The organism is Flavobacterium franklandianum, assembly GCF_007097365.1.
Classification (GTDB): domain Bacteria; phylum Bacteroidota; class Bacteroidia; order Flavobacteriales; family Flavobacteriaceae; genus Flavobacterium; species Flavobacterium franklandianum.
Genome location: NZ_VJZR01000002.1, coordinates 394,112 through 418,268 on the forward strand (window position 1 = coordinate 394,112; position 24,157 = coordinate 418,268).

Consider the following 24,157-nt stretch of genomic DNA (forward strand, 5'->3'; position numbering starts at 1 on the left):
TGGAAACAAAATTATTTTATTTCTTGAAATTATAGATTTTAAAAATTTAGATGTATTAGGTTTGCCCTTAGTTATATTAAATTTTGTTTTCTTTGATTAATAATTTGGCGAATTTTTCAATAGTTGAATGTTTAAATACAGCAGAAAGAGGAATTCGGATACCAGTTTTTTTCTGAATTTTAACGACTATGGTTACTGCAATAATAGAATGCCCTCCTATTTCAAAAAAGTTACTAAAAATATCAATACGTTCTTTTTTTAGATTTTCTTCCCAAATTTCCGCTACTAACTTTTCTTCATTTGTTCGAGGCGCAGTATATTCTTGGTTGCTTTCCGAATTGGATTTATATTCTAATAAAGCTGTTCGATCTACTTTATCATTAAGTGTAGTTGGCATTTTTTCTAAAATATGAAATTCGTGTGGCACCATAAATGCTGGTAATTGTGAGGCCAATTCATTTCGCCATAATCGAATCTCATCTAATTCGTTTTCTATTTCAGAATTTGTAATAATAAATGCAATAAGAATATCGGTTTTAGCTACAACAATAGCCAATTTAATACCGTCAATTGCCATTAAAGCAAGTTCTATTTCCCCAATTTCAATTCGATGACCTCTCACTTTAACTTGATGATCTATACGCCCAAGACACACAACTTCATTGCTTGGGAGTAGTTTTCCTATGTCGCCTGAAAGATACATTATGTCACCTTTTTTATTTGTAAACTTATTCGGAATATATTTTTCGGATGTTAACTCAGGTCTTCCTAAATACCCTTTTCCAACTCCAAGTCCACCAATAGCAATTTCTCCCACGGTGTTCGGCGGCAGCAGATTTAACTGGTCATCGACTATATAATATTGCATGTTTGCAATAGGGGCTCCAACGGAAATCAATGTTTCTTCGGATTTTATATGTTTGCAAGAAGAAAAAATAGTGACTTCTGTTGGGCCATACAAATTCCAAAGTTCATCGCCTCTTTTTAATAGTTCCTTAGCAACCGGTACAGGAAGCGGCTCTCCACAACACCATATCTTTATAGGTAATTTTTTTGACCAACCAGCATCACAAAGCATCTGATAGGTGGTAGTCGTACCAACCATTAATGAAATTTTTTCCTTTTCTAGCATCTCATACAACAGGGTTCCATCTTTCGATGTTTCGTGGTCAGGTAAAACTAAAGTAGCTCCTTTGAATAGAGGAAAAAATAATTCAAAACTCGCAATATCAAAAGAAATTGTTGAGATAAATGGAACTCTATCAGTTTCTTTTATGCCAGGTTCATTTTCTAATGCAAAAAGTAGATTGACTACGTTTCTATTGGATATTTTAGCTCCTTTTGGTTTGCCAGTAGAACCGGATGTATACAAAAGGTATAATATATTTTCTGGGTTTACCTCGGTTGGAAGTTTTGTTGAAGGGTATTGCTCTAATGATGCCATAGCATCATCTATTAATAAAGTATTGGAGCATTTAGGCAAGGTCAAAGACAGCGCTTTACTGGTTAGCAAAAATTTTGCTTCTGAGTCTTCTAACATATATTCAACTCGCTTTGCTGGATATTCGTGATCTAGAGGTAGATATGCTGCTCCACATTGGATAATTGCTAAAATGGAATATACTAATTCTGGACTACGTGGATAAGAAACTGCGATATAATCTCCAGATTGAACTCCTTGGGCAGATAAGAAATGCGCAAACTGATTCACTCTAATATGCAAATCGTGGTATGATATTTTTGTGTTATTGTATTCAAGAGCAACATTATTAGGAGATATCTCGGCTTGTTTACACAGCAATTCTGACAATGAAATGTTAGGATATAACGTTTCTGTGTCATTCAATTTGTTATAAATGTTTGTATAATCCTGAAAAATAATCTCTTGTAATGACTGAGCGGGGTTTTCGACTACTTTTTGTAATATCTGCTCAAATGCTCTCATCATTTTTTTGATGGTTTCGGGATTGAAAAGATTTTTATTATATGACCATTCAAATACAAGATTTTTATCTTTACCTGTTACGTTTAGAAAAATTTCGAAAGTTTCGAAAGATTTAGGATTGTTTTTCAACTCAAAGTTAAGATTTGAAAAAGAAACGCCATCTGTTATCCCAAGATCAACATTAAAAGTGATAGGCACGAGAGGTATTCGTGAGGAATCACGGGGTACATTGAGTTTTTGTAAAAGATGACCAAAGCTTAGATGTTTATGATCGTCAGCGTCAAAAAGTTCTGTTTTTCGTTTTTTTAGATAGTCTATAAAACTGATATCCGGAGTGGGATTACTTCTTAAGGGTAATAAATTCACACAATGACCTATTAAATTATCCATCCCATTTGTAGGCTGTGCAGCTGATGGAACACCAACAACCAAATCATTCTGACCCGTTAATTGATATAATAGCACCTCAAAACCTGCCAATAAAGTTGTGACAAAACTAGCACCAACGCTCAATCCTGTCTTTTTTAATGATGCCGATAGCTCAGAATCTAATGTAAAGTCTACACGAGCGCCATAATAAGTTCGTGGAGATGGTCTCGGATTATCTGTAGGAAGATTAACTTCAGGAATAGATTCCTTATATAAATTGATCCAATACTGTTCTATTTCTTTGTATTCATTACTATTAGAAAATAATATTTCATCATTTGCAAAAGCACTAAAAGCGGTCGATTCTTCTAGTGTTGGTGTTTTATTTTCAACTAAAGCGGAATAAATTATCCCTAATTCTTGCAAAATAATACCTATCGACCAACCGTCGCATATAATATGGTGTACTGTTAATATCAAACTATTTTTAACATCAGAAAATGCAATCAGACCAACTTTAATCAAAGGGCCATTAACAAGGTCAAAAATATAATGGGCTTCTTCATTTTTATAATGCTCAAATGCATCAATTTGAGACTTTTCATCCAAACTGGATAGATTGAGTTTGCTAATAGTTATAGATAGTTGTTTGAAAATAGACATATAAACACCATCTATGCTAAAAGCAGCACGAAGTGACTCGTGGCGATTAACCAAAGTTTGAATTGCAAGTTCAATTGCTGGAGTATCCAATGAGCCATCAAAATCTAGTGTGAACGACAGGTTATAGGCTCTGTTTGCATCATTTTCTCCGAAATAACAAGAAGTCCATATTTCAGATTGTGATTTTGTAGTATAAATGACCTTTTCTATTTCTGGACCTGCAAATGGATTAAATTGTGGGTTTTCTTCTAACTTGTTCATTGGTTTTTTTATTTTTTATTATAGGTATTTAAAAGTCATAAACTATTGTGATTTTTTAAACAACTTTTATTATTATTTGCTTTCTTCTGCTTTTTTCTTCAAATAGATATAAATTCTTTTATAATTAATGCGAATCAAGGGTTAAAATATTAAGTTTATAAAAGCGGAAGCGATTTTGCCAAAGATATGAATCAACAGTCCTTTGGCAGACCTCACTTTACTAGCTCTTTGAATATCTGTTTTTTGAATTAGCCAATTAAATAATGACTCAATAGGTTGTCTAACTCTTGATACTGCTGTCGAAAACAAGTCATTTGCAGCTTTGTCTCTATTTTTAATTTCTTGACACTGCCCTTTGATACCCTTGACTGGTGTCATCATAATTGAGTTTTTTTCTTGCTCTAATTCAGAAAAAAAATCTTGTTTATTATATATTTTATCTCCAAAGAAATTTCTGTTAGTTTTCTCAGACCAAGCTTCTTTGAAAACAGTTAAATCATTTACTGAGGCAGGAGTTATTTGAATTTCCTCAGGAAAAGGGATTTTATTTAAACGTCTAAAAGCCAATGCGTGTAATTTCACACCATAATAATACAGGTTTTTAGTAGAACAATATCCTTTGTCGGTTAGTTCTTTAGCCACTTTTGCATTACGCTTTCCTGAACAAGTGATTATTGGCATTGAATCCAGTAAACTTTGATCAGCAAAACAGTCAGAGGGTATAAAATCTTCAAACAACGAAGATGTAAAACGTCTAAAAGCTTCCGACAATTGGTTAAGCCGATTAGAAAAAGCAGTATATGAACCGAGTTTTGGAAACCAATCACGCAAATAATCACAAGCATAATTGTGAATTTGTTTGATGCTAAAGCGTTGTTCTTCTTGAACTGCAAATAGATAAATGGTCATAATTTCTTGGTCTGTTAAATCTTGCTTATCGTTGTTGCTAAAACGTTCGCAAGTATATTTTAAATCTTTTTCAAATCTGTCGCAGATTATTGAGTAGATTTTTATTAATTTTAGGCCTTTAGGCTGATTAATCATATATTTAAATGTGCGTTAGATACACTATAAATATACTGATTATCAGCTTATTAAACTAATTATTTGAAAGATATTTCTTTCCTTTTTATGCTTTTTTCAACCCTTGATTCGCATAATTATCTAAAGTTTATTGAAATTCTTGTTTTTTATATGTTCCAAATATAATATTCCTTAAAGTGAAAATTAGGATAAACGCAACTTTTGGAACGAATCGGTTAAAGGTGGGTTCTAAAAATTGATTTTTTTGATTTTTATATAAAACAAACCCCATTTGTTTTATAGAAACTATTTTTTATCAGGCAAACCTAAATATATTTTTAATTTTCCGCCTCTAAAACCTAGTTATTTGGATAATTATCTATTTGATTGTTAGTTTTTTATATTTAAAATGTTTAGTCTAACTACTTGTTCATATCGGAATAAATTGTAGGTTAAATTGATTAATCCAATTATTCCAGTTGCTCTTACGATTCCTATTGATTTCAATTTTAGACCATTCATACTTTGCTCCATAAAACCAAAAACGTGTTCTACTCTGGCTCGTGTTCTTGATTTTTCGGTGTTGCTTTTCTTTTGTACATCGGTTAACGGATTATTTCTGTACCCTTTTTCGTGAACTTTATTTATCATTTTATATTTCGTAATTGTTGCTTCTTGATTTTCGCCTGTATATGCACTGTCAGCATACAATTCTTGACCTTCATCGTTTTGGTCTAACAAGTCATCGGTAGCTTGAGAATCGTGAACCGAAGCACTCGTTACAACAAAAGTGTTGATGAATTTACTTTTTGTATCCACTTTAGCGTGGTTTTTATAACCATAAAAATTCTCGTTGTTTTTCTTTGTCCAACGAGCATCAATGTCTTTGTGTGATTTTTTGTGGGGTTTGTCATTCCATAAGTCATCGCCTTCTCCCTTTTTTATCTTATCATTTTCCTCACGAGTATTGCGTTGGCGTGGTGCAATTGTAAAACTGGCATCTATCATTTGACCCTCGTTTAATATCAACTCTTTGGTTTCTAAAAAACTTTTAAATTGTGTAAACAAATCTTCTATAAGTCCTGATTTTGTTAGGTTTTCTCTAAAAGCCCATACTGTTTTCTCATCTGGAATTTTGTCTCCTGTATCTAATCCTAAAAAGTTTTTAAAACTTGTTCTGTCCAATATTTGGTATTCTACTTGCTTATCTCCAAGTCCGTAATATCGTTGTAAAATTAAGATTTTGAACATCAGAACTACATCAAACGGTTTTGCTCCGGCATTATTTTTCTTGGTTGTGTTTAGAAGTTTACTTTCTAATAACAATCTAAACATCTCAAAATCAATAATATTACTAATTTTATCTAACGGATTACCAATTTCCGACAATTTTTCAGCAGAAAATTGCTCGTCAAACAATGATTTCTTTCCTGTCGATTTGTATATTTGTTTACTCATACTTTTATCTGTCTTTTAAGTAATGAATATACGTATAATTACTTGAAAATCATATTTTTAATTTATAGAACTCCCCTAAAGTACTTTTTTATAAATTAATTTTAATATATCCTCCATTTTTACTAGAATCTTCGATAAACCAAGCTGGGTTTCCATCTTCATCTCGTCCCAATCTTGCGCCGGGAACTGGCGATTCATCTGCTATTATTTTTTGTTTTTTTTCTTGTTTAACAACTCCATTTTTTTCAATTTGATTTTCATTCTTTAATTCAATTGAAACTTGAGGTTCTGTTTTTAAACCTGAAATTGAAAAAGTTTCATTTGTCGAATTGTTTTGATTGGTTTGTAATAAATCTATTTTTTGACTCAAAAGTTGAATTTGTTGAACAATTTGTTCTAATGAGATTTGATTTTGATTTGACGATAATGGAATGTTATTTTTTAAAGAAAAAGACTCATTATTTTTGTCTAAAATCATTTCTTCCTCTTTGGTATGATTAGAGAGTCCTTCTTCAGGTGTGTTAGTGACGATATAATCGGACAATAGCAAGGGTGAACTAAATGCTTCATTAAGCTGTCTAAATGTGATGGGTAAATCAAACTCTTTTTTAAATCTACCTGCTAATTGAGTTAGCGCTAATGAATCTAAACCTAGTTCTAGAAAAGTAGTAGAAACTGTATCAAACTCATAAATGATACCAGATACATTTTTTATGGTTTCTGAAATCTTAAGAAGTATTACATCTTTTCTCGAATCTTTTGTTTTGACACTATTGTTGTCAATACTTGCTGAGACTTCTGGTACATCAGAAACTGGTGATAGGTTTAAAACTTTAGGGTTTTTAACTACATTTATAGGATCTATCCAACAAAGTTTACGATCAAAAACATAACTTGGTAAATCGATTTTAAGCCTTTGTTGTTGATGATAAAAGGCATTCCAATCGGGGTCAATTCCTCTAAGCCACAGCTCACCTAAAGTACCGAGTAAGGAATGGTATTCGGTTTCTTGATTTTTAGGTAAGAGTAAACTTGTAAAGGCAGGAATTATTTTACCAGTTCCTTGTTGTTTTGTCAAAGTAGTTAACGTTTGTCCTGGCCCCACTTCTAAAAACATAATGTCTTCTAATTTTAATAATGTGTTCGCAGCATCAGAAAATCTTACAGTTTTGCGTAAATGGTTAGTCCAGTATTTTGGATCGATGGCTTCTTCTTCCAAGAGCCATGTCCCTGTAACAGTCGAAACTATTGGTAAAAATGGCTTGTTTAAATGTATTTTTTTTACCTCTTTTTCAAATGAATCCAAAATTGGGTCCATCATTTTTGAGTGAAATGCATGACTTGTAAATAACAACTTGTTTGCAATCTCCATCTGTTCTAATGATTTTGCAAATTCATTAACCTTTTCATCTTCACCAGAAACAACGCATATAGCATTAGAATTTATGGCCGCTATCGACAGGGTGTCTGGAAGAATATTTTTTAATTTATCTTCAGCTAGCCTTACGGATAACATGCTTCCCCCGGGAAGCTCACTTACCAATCGACCTCTTGTGGCTATTAAATGCAATGCATCTTGTAAATTAAATATTCCAGCTAAGTGGGCTGCTACAAATTCACCAATACTGTGGCCGCAGAATGCAGTAGGCTTAATTCCCCAACTTAACCAAAGTTGCGATAAAGCATATTCAGTGACAAATAAAGCAGGCTGTGTGAAACGAGTATCTTTCAATTTTGCCTCGGCTTCGGGTGTAACTATTTCTGGGTATAAAATTTCACGAATGTCTAATTTTAGTTCGTCCAATAAAAACTCAGCACAAATATCTACTGCTTCTTTAAATATAATTTCATTTTTGTAAAGGTTTATTCCCATTTGAGAAAATTGAGATCCTTGTCCTGGGAATAAAAATACAAGTTCGTTTGGAGCTACTTTTAATATGGAAGTTTTTATAGTATTCTTTTCATTAGAAAGCATTTCTTGGCTTGCATCAACGCAGTTGCTTGATAATAGAAAGTTTCTATGAATAAAAGTGTCACGGGTTTTATTCAGTGAATAGCCAACGTCTGCCAATAATGAATCGGGTTTTGATTGAAGAAATTTACCTAATTCAGTTGCATACCCTTTTAAGCTATTTTCAGATTTGGCGGACCACATCAGTAATTGGAGTGGTCGACTTGAACTTGAAACTTTTTGCTCAGTAGGATATTCTTCAACAATAAGATGTACATTAGTTCCGCCAACTCCAAACGAACTTACACCGGCTCTTAGAGGTGCATCGGAATCCCAATTGCGTAATTTAGCATTTACAAAAAACGGACTGTTTTCAAAATCTATAGCAGGATTGGGTTTTTCAAAACCTAGTGAGGCGGGTATAAGTTTGTTGTTCATGGCCAAGATTGTTTTAATCAATCCTGCTACACCAGCTGCTGCAGTAAGATGACCCATATTAGTTTTTATAGATCCTATTGCGCAATAACCATTTTTAGATTGTTTGCCATATGCTATTTTTAGACCTTCAATTTCTATAGGATCACCAATAGGAGTTGCAGTTCCGTGTGTTTCTACATAACTTATAGAATCTGGTGTAACTTTTGCATCAAAGAGCGCCTCACTAATTGCAGCAGCTTGTCCTTCGGCACTTGGAGCGGTAAAACTTCCTTTGTTGCCTCCGTCATTCGAAATCCCTATCCCTTTGATTATCCCATATATTTTGTCACCATCATTGATAGCACTTTCCAGACTTTTTAGGAGCACAACTCCAGCTCCGTCACTAAATACAGTTCCTTTACCTGCTGCGTCAAAAGCGCGACAATGACCATCGGCGCTTAACATTGAACCTTCTTCATACAAATGGCCACTAAAAATTGGCGCTGTTACACTTGATGCCCCAGCTAGTGCAATGTCACACTGCCCATTTCTAATGGCTTGTACAGCTTGTGCAATAGCAAGTAGAGAAGTGGAACAAGCGGAATGAATACTAACAGCTGGACCTTTTATATTCAAGTGATAAGCAGTTCTTGTAGCAATATAATCTTTGTCGTTAACAGTTTCTGCTTGGAAATACCCTATTTGATCTAAAATTTCATTGTCAGGAAGTATATTTTTCTTGTAATATGTATTCGTTCCGGTACCAGCATAGACACCTATGCGCCCATTATAATGTTTTGGTAAATATCCCTTTTGCTCAAGAGCCTCCCACGAAATTTCCAAAAATAATCGCTGTTGTGGATCCATTACTTCGGCTAACTTGGGGTTGATTCCAAAAAAAGCAGCATCGAATGTATTTGCATTTTGTATAATTCCTCGAGCACCTACATAAAGGGGATTATTTCTTATTGATTCTGGAATACTTACATCAATTTCTTCAGATTTAAAAAAGGAAATCGTTTCTTTTCCTTCTTTTAAAATGTCCCAAAGTTCTCCAACGGATGCTGCTCCTGGGAATCTTCCAGCCATACCAATAATGGCAACATCACTTGAAGATTTTTCATCTTCCCTTTTCGAGTAATCAATTACGTTTTGCGACTTATTTTGAACGGCTAAATATTCAGATAATGTTGCAATGGTTGGGTATCGATATAAATTTGAAACGGATATATTTTCACTAAGGCATTTTCTCAGTATAGTTACTATTCGTTGTGTTAAGATCGATGTTCCTCCCATTTCAAAAAAATTATCGTCTATACCAACAACTGGCAGCTTAAGTTCTTCAATCCAAACTTTTGCAATTTCTTTTTCAATTGCTGTTCGTGGTTTTCTTAAAAGTGGTGCTGAATCTGGTCGAACATATTCTGGAAGAGGTAAGTTTTTTTTGTCAATTTTACCATTTGGAGTTATCGGAAATTCATCTATCCAAATATATCTAGAGGGTAATAAAATTTCAGGTAAAATTTTTGAAAGTGCATTATGAATTTGCTTTTCATCCTTTGATAGTTCACTAGATTTCAAATACGCAATAATTTTAGCTTCATTTCCTAAATAATCACTCACAATTACTGCAGATTGTATTATACCATCAATACTATTAAGTGTAGCTTCTATTTCACCTAATTCTATACGATGACCTCTAATTTTTACTTGATGATCTATACGACCTAAACATTGCAATTCACCATTTGGTAATAGCTTCCCTAAGTCTCCAGTACGATACATAATAGAATTAGGCTCAGTCGAAAATTGATTTGGAATGAATTTTTCAGCGGTAAGTTCAGCGCGTTTCCAATAGCCTTGTGCGACCCCATCTCCACCAATTACTATTTCTCCAATTGATCCTGAGGCAACTGCCTGTCCTACTTCGTCTAATAAATAGATTTGAGTGTTTGCGATAGGAAATCCAATTGTAATTAATTCATCATCTGCTTGAATTTGTTTTACAGCCGACCAAATTGTTGTTTCTGTTGGACCATACATATTCCAAAGTGAATCACATCTTGAAATTAGCTTTCGTGCAAGATTCAATGGCATCGCTTCGCCACCACAAAGAGCTTTTAACGTTAGTGGGTTTTCCCAGCCTGAATCAAGAAGTAATTGCCAGGTTGTTGGTGTGGCTTGAAGGATTGTAATTCCTTTATTTTGTATAAAATCTAATAAGAGCTGGCCATCACGCGTAGTTTCGTAATCAACAAAAACCACTGTCGCTCCTTCTAGTAGTGGAAGAAATAATTCTAAACCCGAAATGTCAAATGAAATAGTCGTAATTGATGCTAATTTGTCATTCCTATTGATCCCAGGTTCAGCGCTCATGCTACTAAGAAAGTTAACTAAATTTTTATGAGTTACGGTAACTCCTTTGGGTTTACCCGTGGAGCCTGAAGTATAAATGATGTAAATAACAGCTTCGTTCGAAACGGCAACAGAAATAGGTAGGGAAGAATATTGGTCTAGTTCCGATAATAGGTCCTCGATCCATATCATTTTTGAATGATTCGGTAGTGAAGTTGAAATTGATTTTGAAGTTAGCAAAAAATTAGCTTCAGAATCTTCGAGCATAAATTCTAAACGTGTTGTCGGAAATTTTGAATCTAAAGGTAAATAGGCAGCTCCACATTTTAAAATAGCAAATAATGAAGCGGTTAATTCCGGTGTTCTATCTAAAGAAACCGCTACGATTTGGCCTGGTCGCAAACCCTGAGACCAAAAATAATTTGCCATTTGGTTTGCTATTGTATTTAATTCGGCATAACTAACTTGCTTATCTTCAAATTCAAGTGCTATTGAATTTGGATGTATTTCTGACTGCTCTGTAAAAAGATCATGTATAGTACTATTTGGATACGCCATTTGGGGTCCTCTTATTTCATTTTCAATAGGATTGTTATCTGGGCTTTTCATTTTAAGTACATTAAAATTAAATTTATTTACTGTTTTTTAATAAGTTAATAATAGGCTACTTATCATGGTAAATCAACACAAAAAAAAGAAAAATATTTCACTAATACTTGCATTTTCTATATAAAGCTATAAAAATCGTTGAATAGCATATTTTTATATTAGGTCTATTTTTTTTTATAATTGACAATAAACTTTTGAAGTTAATTATTTGGGGTAATTTTTTTAAGCAACTACTAAATTTTTTACAGATGAATATTTTGTTTGATTTATCCTTAATGGTTTATTTTTTTTCCTTCGGATCAGACCAGTTTTCTAATCCGTTTTGTGTTTTGAAAATTAAAATTCAACTTTTGTTACAATTATATCTTTCTCAAAAAAAATATGTTCAATTGTGGAAATATTTCTAGATAAAGGTTTTTTCTTGTTTTTTGCATAAATAGTTTAAAGCCAGCATAGTACTTGTTAATTAAAATATGAAATATCTAATTAAACGCCCTAATTATTATGGAATAAAAACAATATTCACATATATTTTAAAATTTAAATAAAAAGAGTTTGCCAGTACAATTATTTAAATAAAACAACGTTATTTTGTAAATATTAAGTAGTTCATCGAAGATATATGATTATCATCCTGATTTTTTTTTAAAACATAAGTAATGTCTTATAATGTTTTTTTTAAAAGGAAACTATTAACATTATCATTGTGTTTCCCGTATTGCTTAACGTAAGTAAAATATCATTAATAATACTATTTTAGTGTATTTAATCGGATATATTAGAATTTTGTCGGTTTTATTTTTTTAATTAAATAATTTTGTATTAGAAATAAATGCAAATTAATTAAAGCCCCCAAAAATCGTGAAATCTTTAAATTTAAATATTACAAACCTACTTGTAATAATGATGTTGCTTTTTTCTTTTAAAGGTATTAGTCAAACTACTCAAGCAAATGCTAATGATACTATGGAAACCTTTAATGCATCTGGTGACGATGCAACTGGTAGTTCTGGTTCAGTTACTTATTCAATCGGGCAAGTATTCTATACTTATATTGGAGAATCTGTTTACGATGTAGCCCAAGGAATTCAACAAGAAGAATTAAGTCAAACTTTAGATACTCCAGAAAATAGTGTTGAGCCCAAAGCAGAAATAGTCATTTTCCCAAATCCAACAACAGATTTTGTTACTGTAAATATGGAAGGAATTGAGTTTAAAAGTGGACTGCAATCATACCAACTATATGACTTACAAGGTAGGCTTTTAAAACAAAACACAATTGATCAAGCTGATACTCGGATTGATTTAAATGATCTTAGTTCCTCTATTTATATACTCCAAGTATATGTTGATAACAAAATTTTGAAAACGTTTAAAATATTAAAAAAATAAAATTATGAAACTTATACTTACCATACTATTATTTGTGACTGTTACGCTTAATGTTTTTGCACAGGCACCAGAAAAATTGAGTTATCAAGCAATTATTCGATCACAAACCAATAGCTTGGTAAAAAATTCGGATATAAGTCTGAAAGTTATTGTGCATCAAGGTGCTACAACAGGAACTAAAGTTTATGAAGAGACTCATTTAGTTAAAACAAATAACAACGGTCTAGTTTCTCTTGAAATTGGAACAGGAAATATTGCATCAGGCACTTTTAGTGCCATAGCTTGGGAAAAAGGACCCTATTTTATAGAAACACAAGTGGATGCTACTGGTGGGACAAATTATAACATTATTGGGATTACACAACTTTTGAGTGTACCTTATGCGTTACATGCAAAAACTGCCGAAAGATTAGTAGGTGCAACTGGAACAAATACTTCTAAAGCAGTAGTTATACCATTTACTTCCTCCAGAAGTATTGCTGCTTCTGACATAAACAATATTATTGAATGTACAACATCATCAATATTAACATTAACTTCTGACTTTGGAAGCATGTTAGTAGGTGATACTATTAATTTAGAAGCTCATAATGGAGCTGTTTTAACAATACAAGCATCCTCAGGCGTAACAATTAACTATTCGAATCTTAGTGCGCTGTTTACTAGTACAACTGGGAACGTAAAATTTGGGTTGCTAAGAAAATCAGGTGTAAATGCTTATATAATATCGGGACAATGAAACATCTAATCTATTTTTTACTCTTTTCAAGTGTAGTTTTTTCGCAGAACTACAACTATGGTATTGATGAGCCTCAAAAACAAGTACTTCCGGTATTGCCAATAGTAAATAACCAACTAGAAGAAATTGAATATTTTAAGGCTTATTTATTACCTATAACTAAAAAAGCCACTTTGCAAGTTGCTTTAGATACTTATGGTTCAGTACGATTAGAAAAAGGGGATTACTCAGGAGTCAATATTGTTATGCGAAGTAATCAAAGGTTGTATGGACATCCTTCCATAACAAAAGTTTCTACGATAACTGTTGCTGCAGGAAGTACCAAAGTATATTTAGAAAGTTTAACTCCTACTAATATTCTACTTCAATCTGGCAGTGTTATTTCAGGTTGCACTTTCAAATCTATTAAATACAGTAATTTGATTGGCGCAAATGTAATGTTTGAAAATAATTTGCTGATAAATTTTCTTTCTGCAATAAAAATAGATTGTAGTGGTTCAGGTTATTTTAGAAATAATAAAATAATAAGACATCAAGTTCATGGTAATTCTCCACAACTTGTTATGAAAGGAAATAGCACAACTCCTAGTTATGGAAATGTTCATTTACATACAAATTTTTTAACACCAGCTGGTGAAACGACTGATATAGATAATCTACAATCAGCAACTTTTGTGGGTTTGGATAGTGAAGCTTGGAATCTAAATGGTTTAGGTACTAAACCAATGTTTTATGCTAAAAATATGGGCGATGTAAAAATCGCAGATTTTGGTGGTGCAAATAGTTATTCTTCTGTTCAAACACCTACATTTGATATAGATGCTAATAATTTATTATTTTTTCATAAATATATTAAAGGTGAGGGTAAAAGTGGCTCGCCAACTATTTCTTCAAAAACTAATGTCCTATACTACCAAGGAAGACATGATGATTATGTAAGAAAAGCAGGAACAATTATAGGATACGATTTTAAAGCTTATTTTATTGATGACCTTCCATATAATGGTATTGCAGATAACGATATTACTTACAATGGAATTGTTCAAAAATCAATTGTTCAAAATTCAACTCAGTTAACAAATCATATTATAGGAACGCAACATACACCTTGGGTAAGACCAACTTGGGAAACTTTACCAGACCCACTTGGTGCAAATTGGAGAACTCAAAGAGCAGGAAAACCTGATAGTAGAGCGTACATCCAAAATTTAATTGATACAAATGGTATTGCTGAGCTTCCAGAAGGCGTTTTTTATATTGGTTCTACCTTAAATCTAATAGTCGATGGATTAAAAGGAATAAAAGGTTCAGGAACAGGAAAAACAGTGATATGTGGTTTAACAGATGATTTTCCTTTAATTACACTTTTTGAATCACCGACAGGAGATAATAATTTTAAATTAGATTTTTTAACTTTGCAGGGAGGCAGTGTTGGGTTATATTCACCAGATGAGATAAGACAACTTGCTTTTTTAAATTCTAATTATGTTGTTTTTAGAAATCAAAATTATGGTATTCATTTGTATTGGAATTTTGGGCTTGACAATGTTTTTTTAAATAATATAAGTTTTGTAAATTGTAATATAGGATTTTTTCAAGAACCTAAACCTACATATGATTTTGAAAACGCAGGTTATGTAGATAAAGCTGTTTTTTATAACGGACAGTTTATAAATTGTAATACAGCAATTTCAATGAGAGCTACTAGAGCAAATAATTTAAATGCTTGGATAAACTGTAAGTTTGACAATAATGATTTGGCATTTGATATTTATAGTCACAATTTTTCATTTGCTGCTAATTGTGATTTTACCAATCATAAAGGTTCAAATATTATACGTGATAGCCCTTTATCATTGTATAATTGTAATTTTTATAATAACAATACAACAGATGCTATAATCAGAAGTTGGGGAAGTTTTATTGAAGGATGTAATTTTAGTGATAATATTCCTTTATTTTCATTAACTACTACACATTATAATAACCAGAATTATATACTTAACTCAATAATAGCAGGAAATGTTACAAGAACTTACGGAAAGACACAAGCTGTTTACGTAAATAGTAATTTCTTATCAAATCCTACTTTGAGTAAGTTGTTAGTAAATATTAATGATAATATTCCAACCGTAATTATTAACTCTAAGCCAAATCCATACCCTCAATTCTTAGTGACGCAATAAAAAAAACAACCCAAAATTATAAAATTTTAGAGGTTCAGATTAACAACAATTAATCGGAACCTCATTTTTTTTAAATGAACTAGATCTCTTACTATATTTGTCAAAATGCTGAACTTCGAAAGCGCTAAAAGTGACAAAAAACAATCAAACTTTTATAGAATTCTAATTGGTGTTAATAAAAAACGAAATTTTTCCACTACTTTTCAATTTTAACACCAACTTTTGATTTAGAGATAATAGGCATCTTCTTCTTTGTTTTATAAAGCCGAAATCGATTGAACTGTATTTTATCGATTTTTAAAATCCTTTGAACAGATTTATTATTGTAGTAAGAAAATCTTATATATTTTTGAAAATGATAATAGATAAAGAAGCAAAAATGAGGATATTTTGTGTTTTGTAAACACGCAGCACTAATTGAAACAATAATAAGAAATTATTTTTGTTCCATTTTTGAATAAATTAGTGTGCAAAACGCGACTTAGCCTTGATTTGAATAACCCTTTTATCCATTCAAAATATTATTTATCTAATTATCAATAATTTTCAAGAGTAATTGGATAGTTTATATGGGACTGTCGTTGGGGTACCCTTATTCAATTCTTAAAAAATGCTTACAATTTTAAGAAATTAATTTACCAATCAATTGAATTATAATGCACCAAATATACCTAATTAATGTAAAAAACTAGAAAGATGAAAACAGGAATAACCTTTAGTGCCTTCGATTTGTTACACGCAGGGCATGTAAAAATGCTTGAAGAAGCAAAACTTCATTGTGATTATTTAATTGTGGGCTTACAGACTGATCCTACTTTGGACCGTCCAACAAAAAATAAACCTACACAAACTGTAGTCGAACGTTACATTCAATTGAAAGCCTGCAAGTTTGTGGATGAAGTGGTTCCTTATGCTACTGAGCAAGACTTGGAAGACATCTTGAAGTCATTCACCATTGATGTCCGCATTGTGGGTGATGAATACAAGAACACAGATTTCACTGGCAGAACGTATTGTGAGGACAAGGGAATCGAACTTTTTTTTAATACTAGAGACCATCGTTTTTCAAGTACAATTCTTCGTCAAGAAGTGTATAAAAAAGAACTTTCAAACATATACTAATGAACACTAGATAATGCATTTGTATTTGAGCTCTATGGTAATGTCTAATTTGATTATTATTCAGAAAGATCAAAATTGGATAGAGAATATTTTATCCTTTTGCATTAAAGGGAGTATAGTATTAAATATATAAATATATTTGAAGAAAAATTAATATACAATGAAAATAAAAAATATCTGTTGTCTTGGCGCTGGTTATGTTGGTGGTCCAACGATGTCGGTTATCGCGTTAAAGTGTCCTGAAATTAAAGTGACTGTGGTCGATTTAAATGAAGCACGAATTGCTGCTTGGAATGATGAAAATTTAGATAATTTACCAGTCTATGAACCCAGATTGGCCGAAGTTGTTGGTGAAGCCAGAGGGCGTAATCTTTTTTTCTCTACAGATGTTGATGCTGCAATTGATGCTGCAGATATGATTTTTATCGCAGTAAATACGCCAACTAAAACTTACGGAGAAGGGAAAGGCATGGCTGCAGACCTTAAATTTGTAGAATTGTGTGCTAGACAAATAGCCCGAATAGCAAAAAACGATAAAATTATTGTCGAAAAATCAACATTACCTGTTCGTACAGCCGAAACCCTCCAAACCATTCTGGACAGTACGGGAAATGGTGTACATTTCGAGGTGTTATCTAATCCAGAATTTTTGGCTGAAGGAACTGCTATTGAAGATTTATTTAATGCCGATAGGGTACTAATAGGGGGGAAACAAACTCCTAAAGGCAAAGAAGCAATTCAAGCTCTGGTTGATGTGTATGCACATTGGTTGACACCAAAGCAAATATTAACCACTAATGTTTGGTCTTCTGAATTGTCTAAATTGACAGCAAATGCTTTTTTGGCACAACGCATATCTTCTATTAATGCACTTTCGGCTTTGTGTGAAGTTACAGAGGCTGATGTCGACGAGGTGGCCAATGCCATTGGAACGGATAGCCGTATAGGACCTAAATTTTTGAAAGCCTCGGTAGGATTTGGAGGTTCATGTTTTCAGAAAGATATCTTAAATTTGGTTTATTTGTGTCGCTTTTTTAATTTACCAGAAGTTGCCCATTATTGGGAGCAAGTAATTATATTGAACGATTACCAAAAATCGCGTTTTGCCAAAAAAATTATCAGTTCGTTATTTAATACCGTAAGCGACAAAAAAATTACTTTTTTGGGTTGGGCGTTCAAGAAAGATACGAATGACACCCGAGAGTCTGCAGCCATTTATGTAGCGGAACATCTAATCGAGGATGGTGCTCAAATACATGTTTATGACCCTAAAGTTTCTGAGGCAAAAATTAAAGCCGATATGAGCTATTTATGGGAATTAAATGGGCTTACAGAGCAAAAAATAGCATTAAAATTGAAACAAATTTTTGTTTATAAAACTCCTATGGAGGCTTTGAATCAGGCTCACGCTGTTGCGGTAATGACCGAGTGGGACGAATTTAAAACCTACGATTGGGAAGGTATTTATACCAAGATGTATAAACCCGCTTTTGTATTTGATGGTCGTAACATTCTTGATGTAGAAAAATTAATAGCAATTGGTTTTCAGGTCAAAGGAATTGGGAAAGGGTAACCTTCTTAATTAAAAAAAAATTATTTTTAACGATTTAATTCCATCACTTGAAAAATATTTTAATAAAATTAAAACGACATCCTAAGTACAATACAATCGTTAGTTGGGGAAAGTTAATTTCGATAACTGGCGGTGCTCAAATTATTGTGCAGGCTGTGGGGTTTGCCTCAGGTATTTTAATTATTCGTTTATTACCAGTTCAGGAATATGCCTATTATACTCTGGCAAATACCATGTTGGGAACAATGGCAATACTCACGGATGGCGGTATCAGTACTAGTGTATTGGCTCAAGGAGGAAAAGTATGGCAGAATAATGAAAAAATGGGAATTGTTTTGGCTACCGGTTTAGATTTAATGCGGAAATTTGGAATTGTGAGCCTATTAGTATCTGTGCCAATTTTATTTTATCTTTTAGTACATAATGGAGCTAGTTGGTTAACATCCTTACTCATTGCATTAGCTTTAATTCCAGCTTTTTACGCTGCTTTGTCAGACTCTGTGCTTGAAATTATACCTAAATTGCATCAAGCTATACTTCCTTTGCAAAAAAATCAAGTTGAAGTTGGTTTGGGCAGGTTATTATTAACAGCTTTGACATTGTTTCTATTTCCTTGGGCATTTGTGGGTATTTTAGCTTCTGGCATTCCTCGAATTTGGGGTAATTTTCAATTGAGCAAGATGGGTTATGAATATGCAGACAAGAATCAACAACCCGATAGAGAAATACGTCTCGAAATTTTAGCTTTAGTTAAGAAAATTATGCCAACTTCTATTTACTTTTGTGTGTCTGGTCAAATTACTATTTGGCTAATTTCAATTTTTGGAAATACAACTTCTCTAGCACAGCTGGGTGCTTTAGGCAGAATTAGTATACTATTATCTGTTTTGGGCACAATAATTGGAACATTAATAATTCCTCGTTTTGCAAAATTGGCATTGGAAAAAAAAATACTATTACAACGTTTTATTCAAATCATGTTGATACTAATTGTATCGTCAAGCTTGATAGTTTTGTTCGTTTACTTTTTTCCAATTCCAATACTTTGGATTCTTGGTAAAGACTATAAGAGTTTAAATTACGAACTTGTGTTAAGTTTTGTTGGCAGTTGTATTGGTTTGATATCTGGAATTGCATTTTCTTTGTATAGTAGTAGAGGTTGGGCATTGCCACCAGTTGTGTTAATTACTATTAATTTGTTGGCAATAATTATCTTTGCTAGCTTATTAGATTTAAGTAGTTTAAAAGGAGTTTTGTATTTAAATATAGCTTTGGGTTTAGTCGCATTATTGCAAACTACTTTGTTCAGTGTATTCAAAATCATACAAATAAAAAAATAATAGCTATGAAACGACCAAACATAGTCGCTTTAATAAATATTAAAGTTCGTAACTTTGTTCAAAATATTTCTCTTATTTTATTTAAAGTAAGAGGTATGCAGGCGGGTAGTGGTACCCAAATTGGGAAAATGAGGTGTGATTGGCCGAACAAATTAATTTTAGGTAGCTATTGTGAGATACAAGATGATGTTGATTTTAGATTATGGCACCCCTTTAATGATAGTTCATATATTAAATTAGGGGATAAAGTGTTTATTGGTCACGCTTGTGAGTTTGTTTGTAATACTAAGATTGTTATTGGTAGTAACTGCTTAATTGCTAGTAAATGTACAATTAATGATACAGGACATGAGTTTAATCGTAATGCAAATATTAATTTGCAACCAATAACAAGTAAAGAAATTATTATTGAAGATGATGTATGGATTGGTACATCGTGTGTTATATTGCAGGGAGTTACTATTGGTAAGGGAAGTATTATTGCAGCAGGATCAGTAGTAAACAAATCAGTTCCATCATACGAAATTTGGGCTGGTGTACCTGCGCGTTTCATTAAAAAAAGATAATATAATATTTTTAAAATGAATTTTTTAAAATGAGTTATAATTTTTAAAAATATTAATTAAAATTTCTAATAATTAAAAAAATATAAAATATGTTTCTATCAGTAATAATACCCACATACAATAGATATGATTTATTGAGAAAATGTTTGGATAATTTAATGCCTGATGTTCAGACTATTGATTCAACAAAATTTGAGATAATTGTAAGCGATGATAGCAAACAAAACGAAGAAATTAAAAATTTAAAAAGCGAATATCCTTTTGTTCATTTTATTTCTGGACCTCAAAAAGGGCCTGCATCAAATAGAAATAATGGAGCAAAACAAGCAAAAGGAGATTGGCTTGTTTTTATTGATGATGATTGTCTTCCAGATCATGACATCTTATTGTCATATTTAAATGAAATTAATAAAGGAGTTTATAGAGGTATTGAAGGGTATATAAATGCAGATAGACATAGAGAAAGATTTGATGAACAATGCCCTATGAATTTAACTGGAGGTTGTTTTTGGACTTGTAATATCGCAGTTGAAAAAGAAGTTTTTAATAAATTAGGAGGTTTTGATGAAGGTTTTCCATTTGCAGCTCTTGAAGATACTGATTTTTATGAAAGACTAAAAGCGGTTGTAAATACTACTTTTATTGCAAGTGCAAAGGTAATACATCCGTGGCGTAGAGCTGATAAATGGGCCAATTATAAAAAATGGATAAAATCTCATCAATATGCAATTAAAAAAGCAAATACTCCAAAGAATTTTAAATATCGTGTGAAAAGAATAAATTTGTTTGTTGGATCTTTTTTTAAAAATGGTAAGAATTTGTTAGAATATAAATTTAAAGGATTTTATTTTTATCTTGAGATTTCTTATTGTCATTTTTTATTGATTTTTTATTAGATTTTATTTTCTAATATAAATGTAACAATCATTTACAACAGTCCAAATTAGAAATGAAAATTAGGAAGACAACTTTTAAAATTACGATACTATTTGGCAAATTTTAAAAAGTTTTAAAAATAATTTTAATTAATTTACATTATTTTTGAATTTGATATTTTAAAACAATTTGACTGTTTATAATTTTAATTTTTTTTGAAATGCATTTTTTTTGATAAAATAGAAATTAAATTTTTCAATTTTCTTGCAATTAGAAAAAGTAAATTAGTTATTTTTTTTAACACAACCAGAAAAAAATAATTTAATATAATATTGAATCAACGGATTTTGAATTAATTTTTGTTAAATTGAATGATTTTTTAAAAAATTATCCTCTAAAATATTTAAGAAGCTTTTTGATATAATAAAAATACAAACCTTTTTTAGAACATTAAACAAGTTACATAAAAAATGAACAAAATTAGTCTTATAATTCCTACATATAAAAGAATAATTGATTTTCAAAGAACACTTATATCAGTATATAAACAAATTAATGACATTGATGAAGTCATAATTGTAATTGGACCAAATGATATTGAAAGTTTCAATTTAGCAATACAATATAAAGGTCTTAATGACAATTTTAAAGTTATTCAAATTCAAAAAGCAAGTGTGGTAAATGCTTTAAATTGTGGTTTACTTAAAAGTACTAAAGATATTATTTGTTTGACAGATGATGATATTGTACTTCCCGAAGGATGGGCAAAAAGAATTAAAGAAGGATTTTTAAATGACCCTAAAATGGGAGCTTTTGGAGGCCCTGATAAACTAACTGATAAAAACCTTGATTCTAAATATGGATATAATCCTGTAAAAGAAGTTGGTGTATTTAAATGGAATACTATGGTAGGGAATCATCATCTTGGAATTATTAAATCACCATCAGAAGTTGATGTTTTGAAAGGAGTAAACTTATCTTTTAAAAGAGAAGCATTAAAAAGCATGTGTATTGATAGTTTTTTAGAATTTAAGGGAGCTGAGCAATGTTGGGAGATAGATTTAGCTCAAAGAATCCAAGCAAATGGGTTTAAAATTATATATGATAATGATAATTTTTTATACCATTTTATTAGTCAACGTGAATCCTATGATAAAAGAGGGGATATCTTTTCTGAATTGAATTACAACAAAACACTCAATATAAATTATGTTTATGCAAAATTTAGACCTTTATATGAGATATTTTTTTTAATTTTTAAACAATTTTTTATAGGATCCAAAATTCAGCCTGGTATTATAAGAGCATTTTTTATGATTAAAAAGAACGGTTTAAAAGTCGTTTATTTGCCATTTAAAAATTGTATCCCTATTTATTTAGGACTATTTGGAGGTTTTAAAAAAAGATTCAAAAAGAAATAAAATTATGGAATAAAATAAGATATAATTTTTTTAGTTAATTATAAATTTAATTTTTATGGCCAGTCTTAATTATTTATGGATAAATCGTTCAAAATATAAATTTTTTAGTAAAGTATTTTTTATTTGTTGGGTAAAAAGAATTTTTACTTTACAAGATGTTATTTTATTTAATTTTCGAAGAAGAAAACTTGTCAGAAAAGGTGCTAAAATATCTGATACTGCTGAAATGGGGATAGCCAAAATTGGAGGAAATAAAAGAAATTTAACGGTTGGAGAATTTTCTTTTATTGGTAGAGTTGAGATTGCCTTGCATGATAAAGTAACTATAGGAAAATATGTTTGCATCAATGATGGTGTAGTTATCTTAAGTGCCTCACATGATGTTTTGGATTCGTTCTGGCGTCATAAAAAAGCTCCAATTTTTATAGACGATTATGCTTGGATAGCTACGAATGCAATTATTTTGCCGGGTGTACGAATTGGAAAAGGGGCAGTTGTGGGAGCTGGTGCTGTAGTAAGTAAAAATGTAAACGACTATGCTATTGTAATAGGTAATCCAGCAAAAGAAATAGAAAAAAAGAGAATAGAAGTTTTGAATTATAATCCTTGTGAATTTCTTGCCACAAATAACGCTTGGTTAAAATGATATTGTTTTCTCATCCCACATTAAACGCAAATGCAAAAGCCTTAATAAATGGTTTACACAAAAAAAATTTTTTATTTAAATTATATACTTGTGTTGCTATTTTTCAAGGTCAATTATTATTCAAATTAGGTGAACAATCTAAATTAAAAGATTTAAAAAGAAGAAGTTTAGATAAATCGTGGCAGCCTTACACAAAATCAAAATCTTTTTATGAGTTTGGTCGTTTATTGGCTTCAAAATTACATTTAGACTTTTTATTGTCCCACGAAAAAGGTTTTTTTTGCATTGATAAGGTGTACCAAAAACACGATAAATGGGTGGCAAATAGTTTAGTTGCGGCCAAAAAAGAAGGAATTACAGGGGTATATGCCTATGAAGATGGGGCTTTAGCCACTTTTGCTAAAGCAAAAAAATTGGATATAAATTGTATTTATGATTTACCTATTGGTTATTGGAAAAGTGCTCGTTTGTTAATGCAAAATGAATTTGACTCCAATCCAAATTGGTCTGAAACACTCACAGGGTTTAATGATTCTCAAACCAAGTTACATAAAAAAGACCAAGAACTATCTTTAGCTGATATTGTTTTTGTAGCAAGCAGTTTTACCAAAAAAACATTAGAAGAGTATCCTGGAAATTTACCAGAAATAAAAGTTATACCTTATGGTTTTCCAGAAGTTAGTCAAAAAAAAAAATATCTATCCCTAGTTAATCGTAAACTAAAAATTTTATTTGTTGGTGGTTTATCGCAACGAAAAGGACTTTCGTATTTATTTGAAGCTGTAGAAGGATTACAAAATAAAGTGGAGTTAACTATTATAGGAAATAAAGCTGTTCCTAACTGCAACGCATTAAACATCGCTTTAGAACAACATCATTGGATACCATCATTGTCTCATGATCAAGTGTTATCTTGTATGCGCGAACATGATGTTTTTGTTTTTCCTTCTCTTTTTGAAGGTTTTGGTTTGGTGATTACAGAGGCAATGTCGCAAGGGGTTCCCGTTATTACAACAGATCGTACAGCAGGGCCGGACGTAATCAAGGATGGCGTGGATGGATGGATTGTGCCAGCAGGCTCTTCTGAGGCAATCAAAGAAGTCTTCACTAAAATACTTGAAACACCAGAAATTGTAGAACAATTCGGACTTGCTGCTCAACAAAAAGCTCAAACTAGACCATGGGCGGTTTATGGTCAAGAGATGGCAGATGCACTTTCATCGTTAAAGCAGGTATAAAAAAAGA

15 protein-coding genes are annotated in these 24,157 nt (G+C 31.6%); 11 read left to right on the plus strand and 4 right to left on the minus strand.

Annotated features, from left to right (window positions below; genetic code table 11):
- Nucleotides 1-76 precede the first annotated feature (76 nt).
- From FNW17_RS04250 to FNW17_RS04265, 4 genes are all read right to left on the minus strand, one after another.
- Nucleotides 77-3,238, minus strand: coding sequence for a non-ribosomal peptide synthetase (locus FNW17_RS04250; RefSeq protein WP_144070946.1), 3,162 nt, complete (start codon nucleotides 3,236-3,238; stop codon nucleotides 77-79).
- A 141-nt stretch (nucleotides 3,239-3,379) separates the two neighbouring features.
- Nucleotides 3,380-4,282: a transposase gene (locus FNW17_RS04255; protein WP_144070947.1), complete on the minus strand. Its 903-nt coding sequence runs from the start codon at nucleotides 4,280-4,282 to the stop codon at nucleotides 3,380-3,382.
- Between the two features lie 369 nt (nucleotides 4,283-4,651).
- A complete protein-coding gene (locus tag FNW17_RS04260) occupies nucleotides 4,652-5,719 on the minus strand; it encodes an IS5 family transposase (protein WP_144070948.1) in 1,068 nt (355 codons plus the stop codon).
- An 88-nt stretch (nucleotides 5,720-5,807) separates the two neighbouring features.
- Nucleotides 5,808-11,051, minus strand: a complete 5,244-nt coding sequence (locus tag FNW17_RS04265) for a polyketide synthase (protein WP_144070949.1) — start codon at nucleotides 11,049-11,051, stop codon at nucleotides 5,808-5,810.
- 861 nt (nucleotides 11,052-11,912) lie between these two features.
- Here FNW17_RS04265 and FNW17_RS04270 point away from each other — a divergent pair.
- The 11 genes from FNW17_RS04270 to FNW17_RS04320 all read left to right on the plus strand — a co-directional run bounded on the left by FNW17_RS04270 (nucleotide 11,913) and on the right by FNW17_RS04320 (nucleotide 24,150).
- Nucleotides 11,913-12,443, plus strand: a complete 531-nt coding sequence (locus FNW17_RS04270) for a T9SS type A sorting domain-containing protein (protein WP_143390259.1) — start codon at nucleotides 11,913-11,915, stop codon at nucleotides 12,441-12,443.
- Nucleotides 12,444-12,447: 4 nt separating this feature from the next.
- Nucleotides 12,448-13,182, plus strand: a complete 735-nt coding sequence (locus FNW17_RS04275) for a hypothetical protein (RefSeq protein WP_144070950.1) — start codon at nucleotides 12,448-12,450, stop codon at nucleotides 13,180-13,182.
- Nucleotides 13,179-15,368, plus strand: coding sequence for a hypothetical protein (locus FNW17_RS04280; protein WP_144070951.1), 2,190 nt, complete (start codon nucleotides 13,179-13,181; stop codon nucleotides 15,366-15,368). Before FNW17_RS04275 ends, FNW17_RS04280 begins: the two co-directional genes overlap by 4 nt.
- A 696-nt stretch (nucleotides 15,369-16,064) precedes the next feature.
- Entirely contained in the window at nucleotides 16,065-16,490 is a 426-nt protein-coding gene (locus FNW17_RS04285; protein ID WP_144070952.1) for an adenylyltransferase/cytidyltransferase family protein, read from the plus strand.
- A 160-nt stretch (nucleotides 16,491-16,650) separates the two neighbouring features.
- Nucleotides 16,651-18,063 (plus strand): nucleotide sugar dehydrogenase, encoded by a 1,413-nt coding sequence (locus FNW17_RS04290; RefSeq protein ID WP_144070953.1) that lies wholly within the window; start codon nucleotides 16,651-16,653, stop codon nucleotides 18,061-18,063.
- 47 nt (nucleotides 18,064-18,110) lie between these two features.
- Entirely contained in the window at nucleotides 18,111-19,403 is a 1,293-nt protein-coding gene (locus tag FNW17_RS04295) for an MATE family efflux transporter (RefSeq protein WP_144070954.1), read from the plus strand.
- A gap of 5 nt (nucleotides 19,404-19,408) precedes the next feature.
- A complete protein-coding gene (locus FNW17_RS04300) occupies nucleotides 19,409-19,969 on the plus strand; it encodes an acyltransferase (RefSeq protein ID WP_235893238.1) in 561 nt (186 codons plus the stop codon).
- A gap of 89 nt (nucleotides 19,970-20,058) precedes the next feature.
- Nucleotides 20,059-20,865 (plus strand): glycosyltransferase family 2 protein, encoded by an 807-nt coding sequence (locus FNW17_RS04305; RefSeq protein WP_144070955.1) that lies wholly within the window; start codon nucleotides 20,059-20,061, stop codon nucleotides 20,863-20,865.
- A 450-nt stretch (nucleotides 20,866-21,315) separates the two neighbouring features.
- Nucleotides 21,316-22,266, plus strand: coding sequence for a glycosyltransferase (locus tag FNW17_RS04310; RefSeq protein WP_144070956.1), 951 nt, complete (start codon nucleotides 21,316-21,318; stop codon nucleotides 22,264-22,266).
- Between the two features lie 55 nt (nucleotides 22,267-22,321).
- Nucleotides 22,322-22,912, plus strand: coding sequence for an acyltransferase (locus FNW17_RS16625; protein WP_144070957.1), 591 nt, complete (start codon nucleotides 22,322-22,324; stop codon nucleotides 22,910-22,912).
- Nucleotides 22,909-24,150 (plus strand): glycosyltransferase family 4 protein, encoded by a 1,242-nt coding sequence (locus FNW17_RS04320; RefSeq protein ID WP_144070958.1) that lies wholly within the window; start codon nucleotides 22,909-22,911, stop codon nucleotides 24,148-24,150. Before FNW17_RS16625 ends, FNW17_RS04320 begins: the two co-directional genes overlap by 4 nt.
- Nucleotides 24,151-24,157 lie beyond the last annotated feature (7 nt).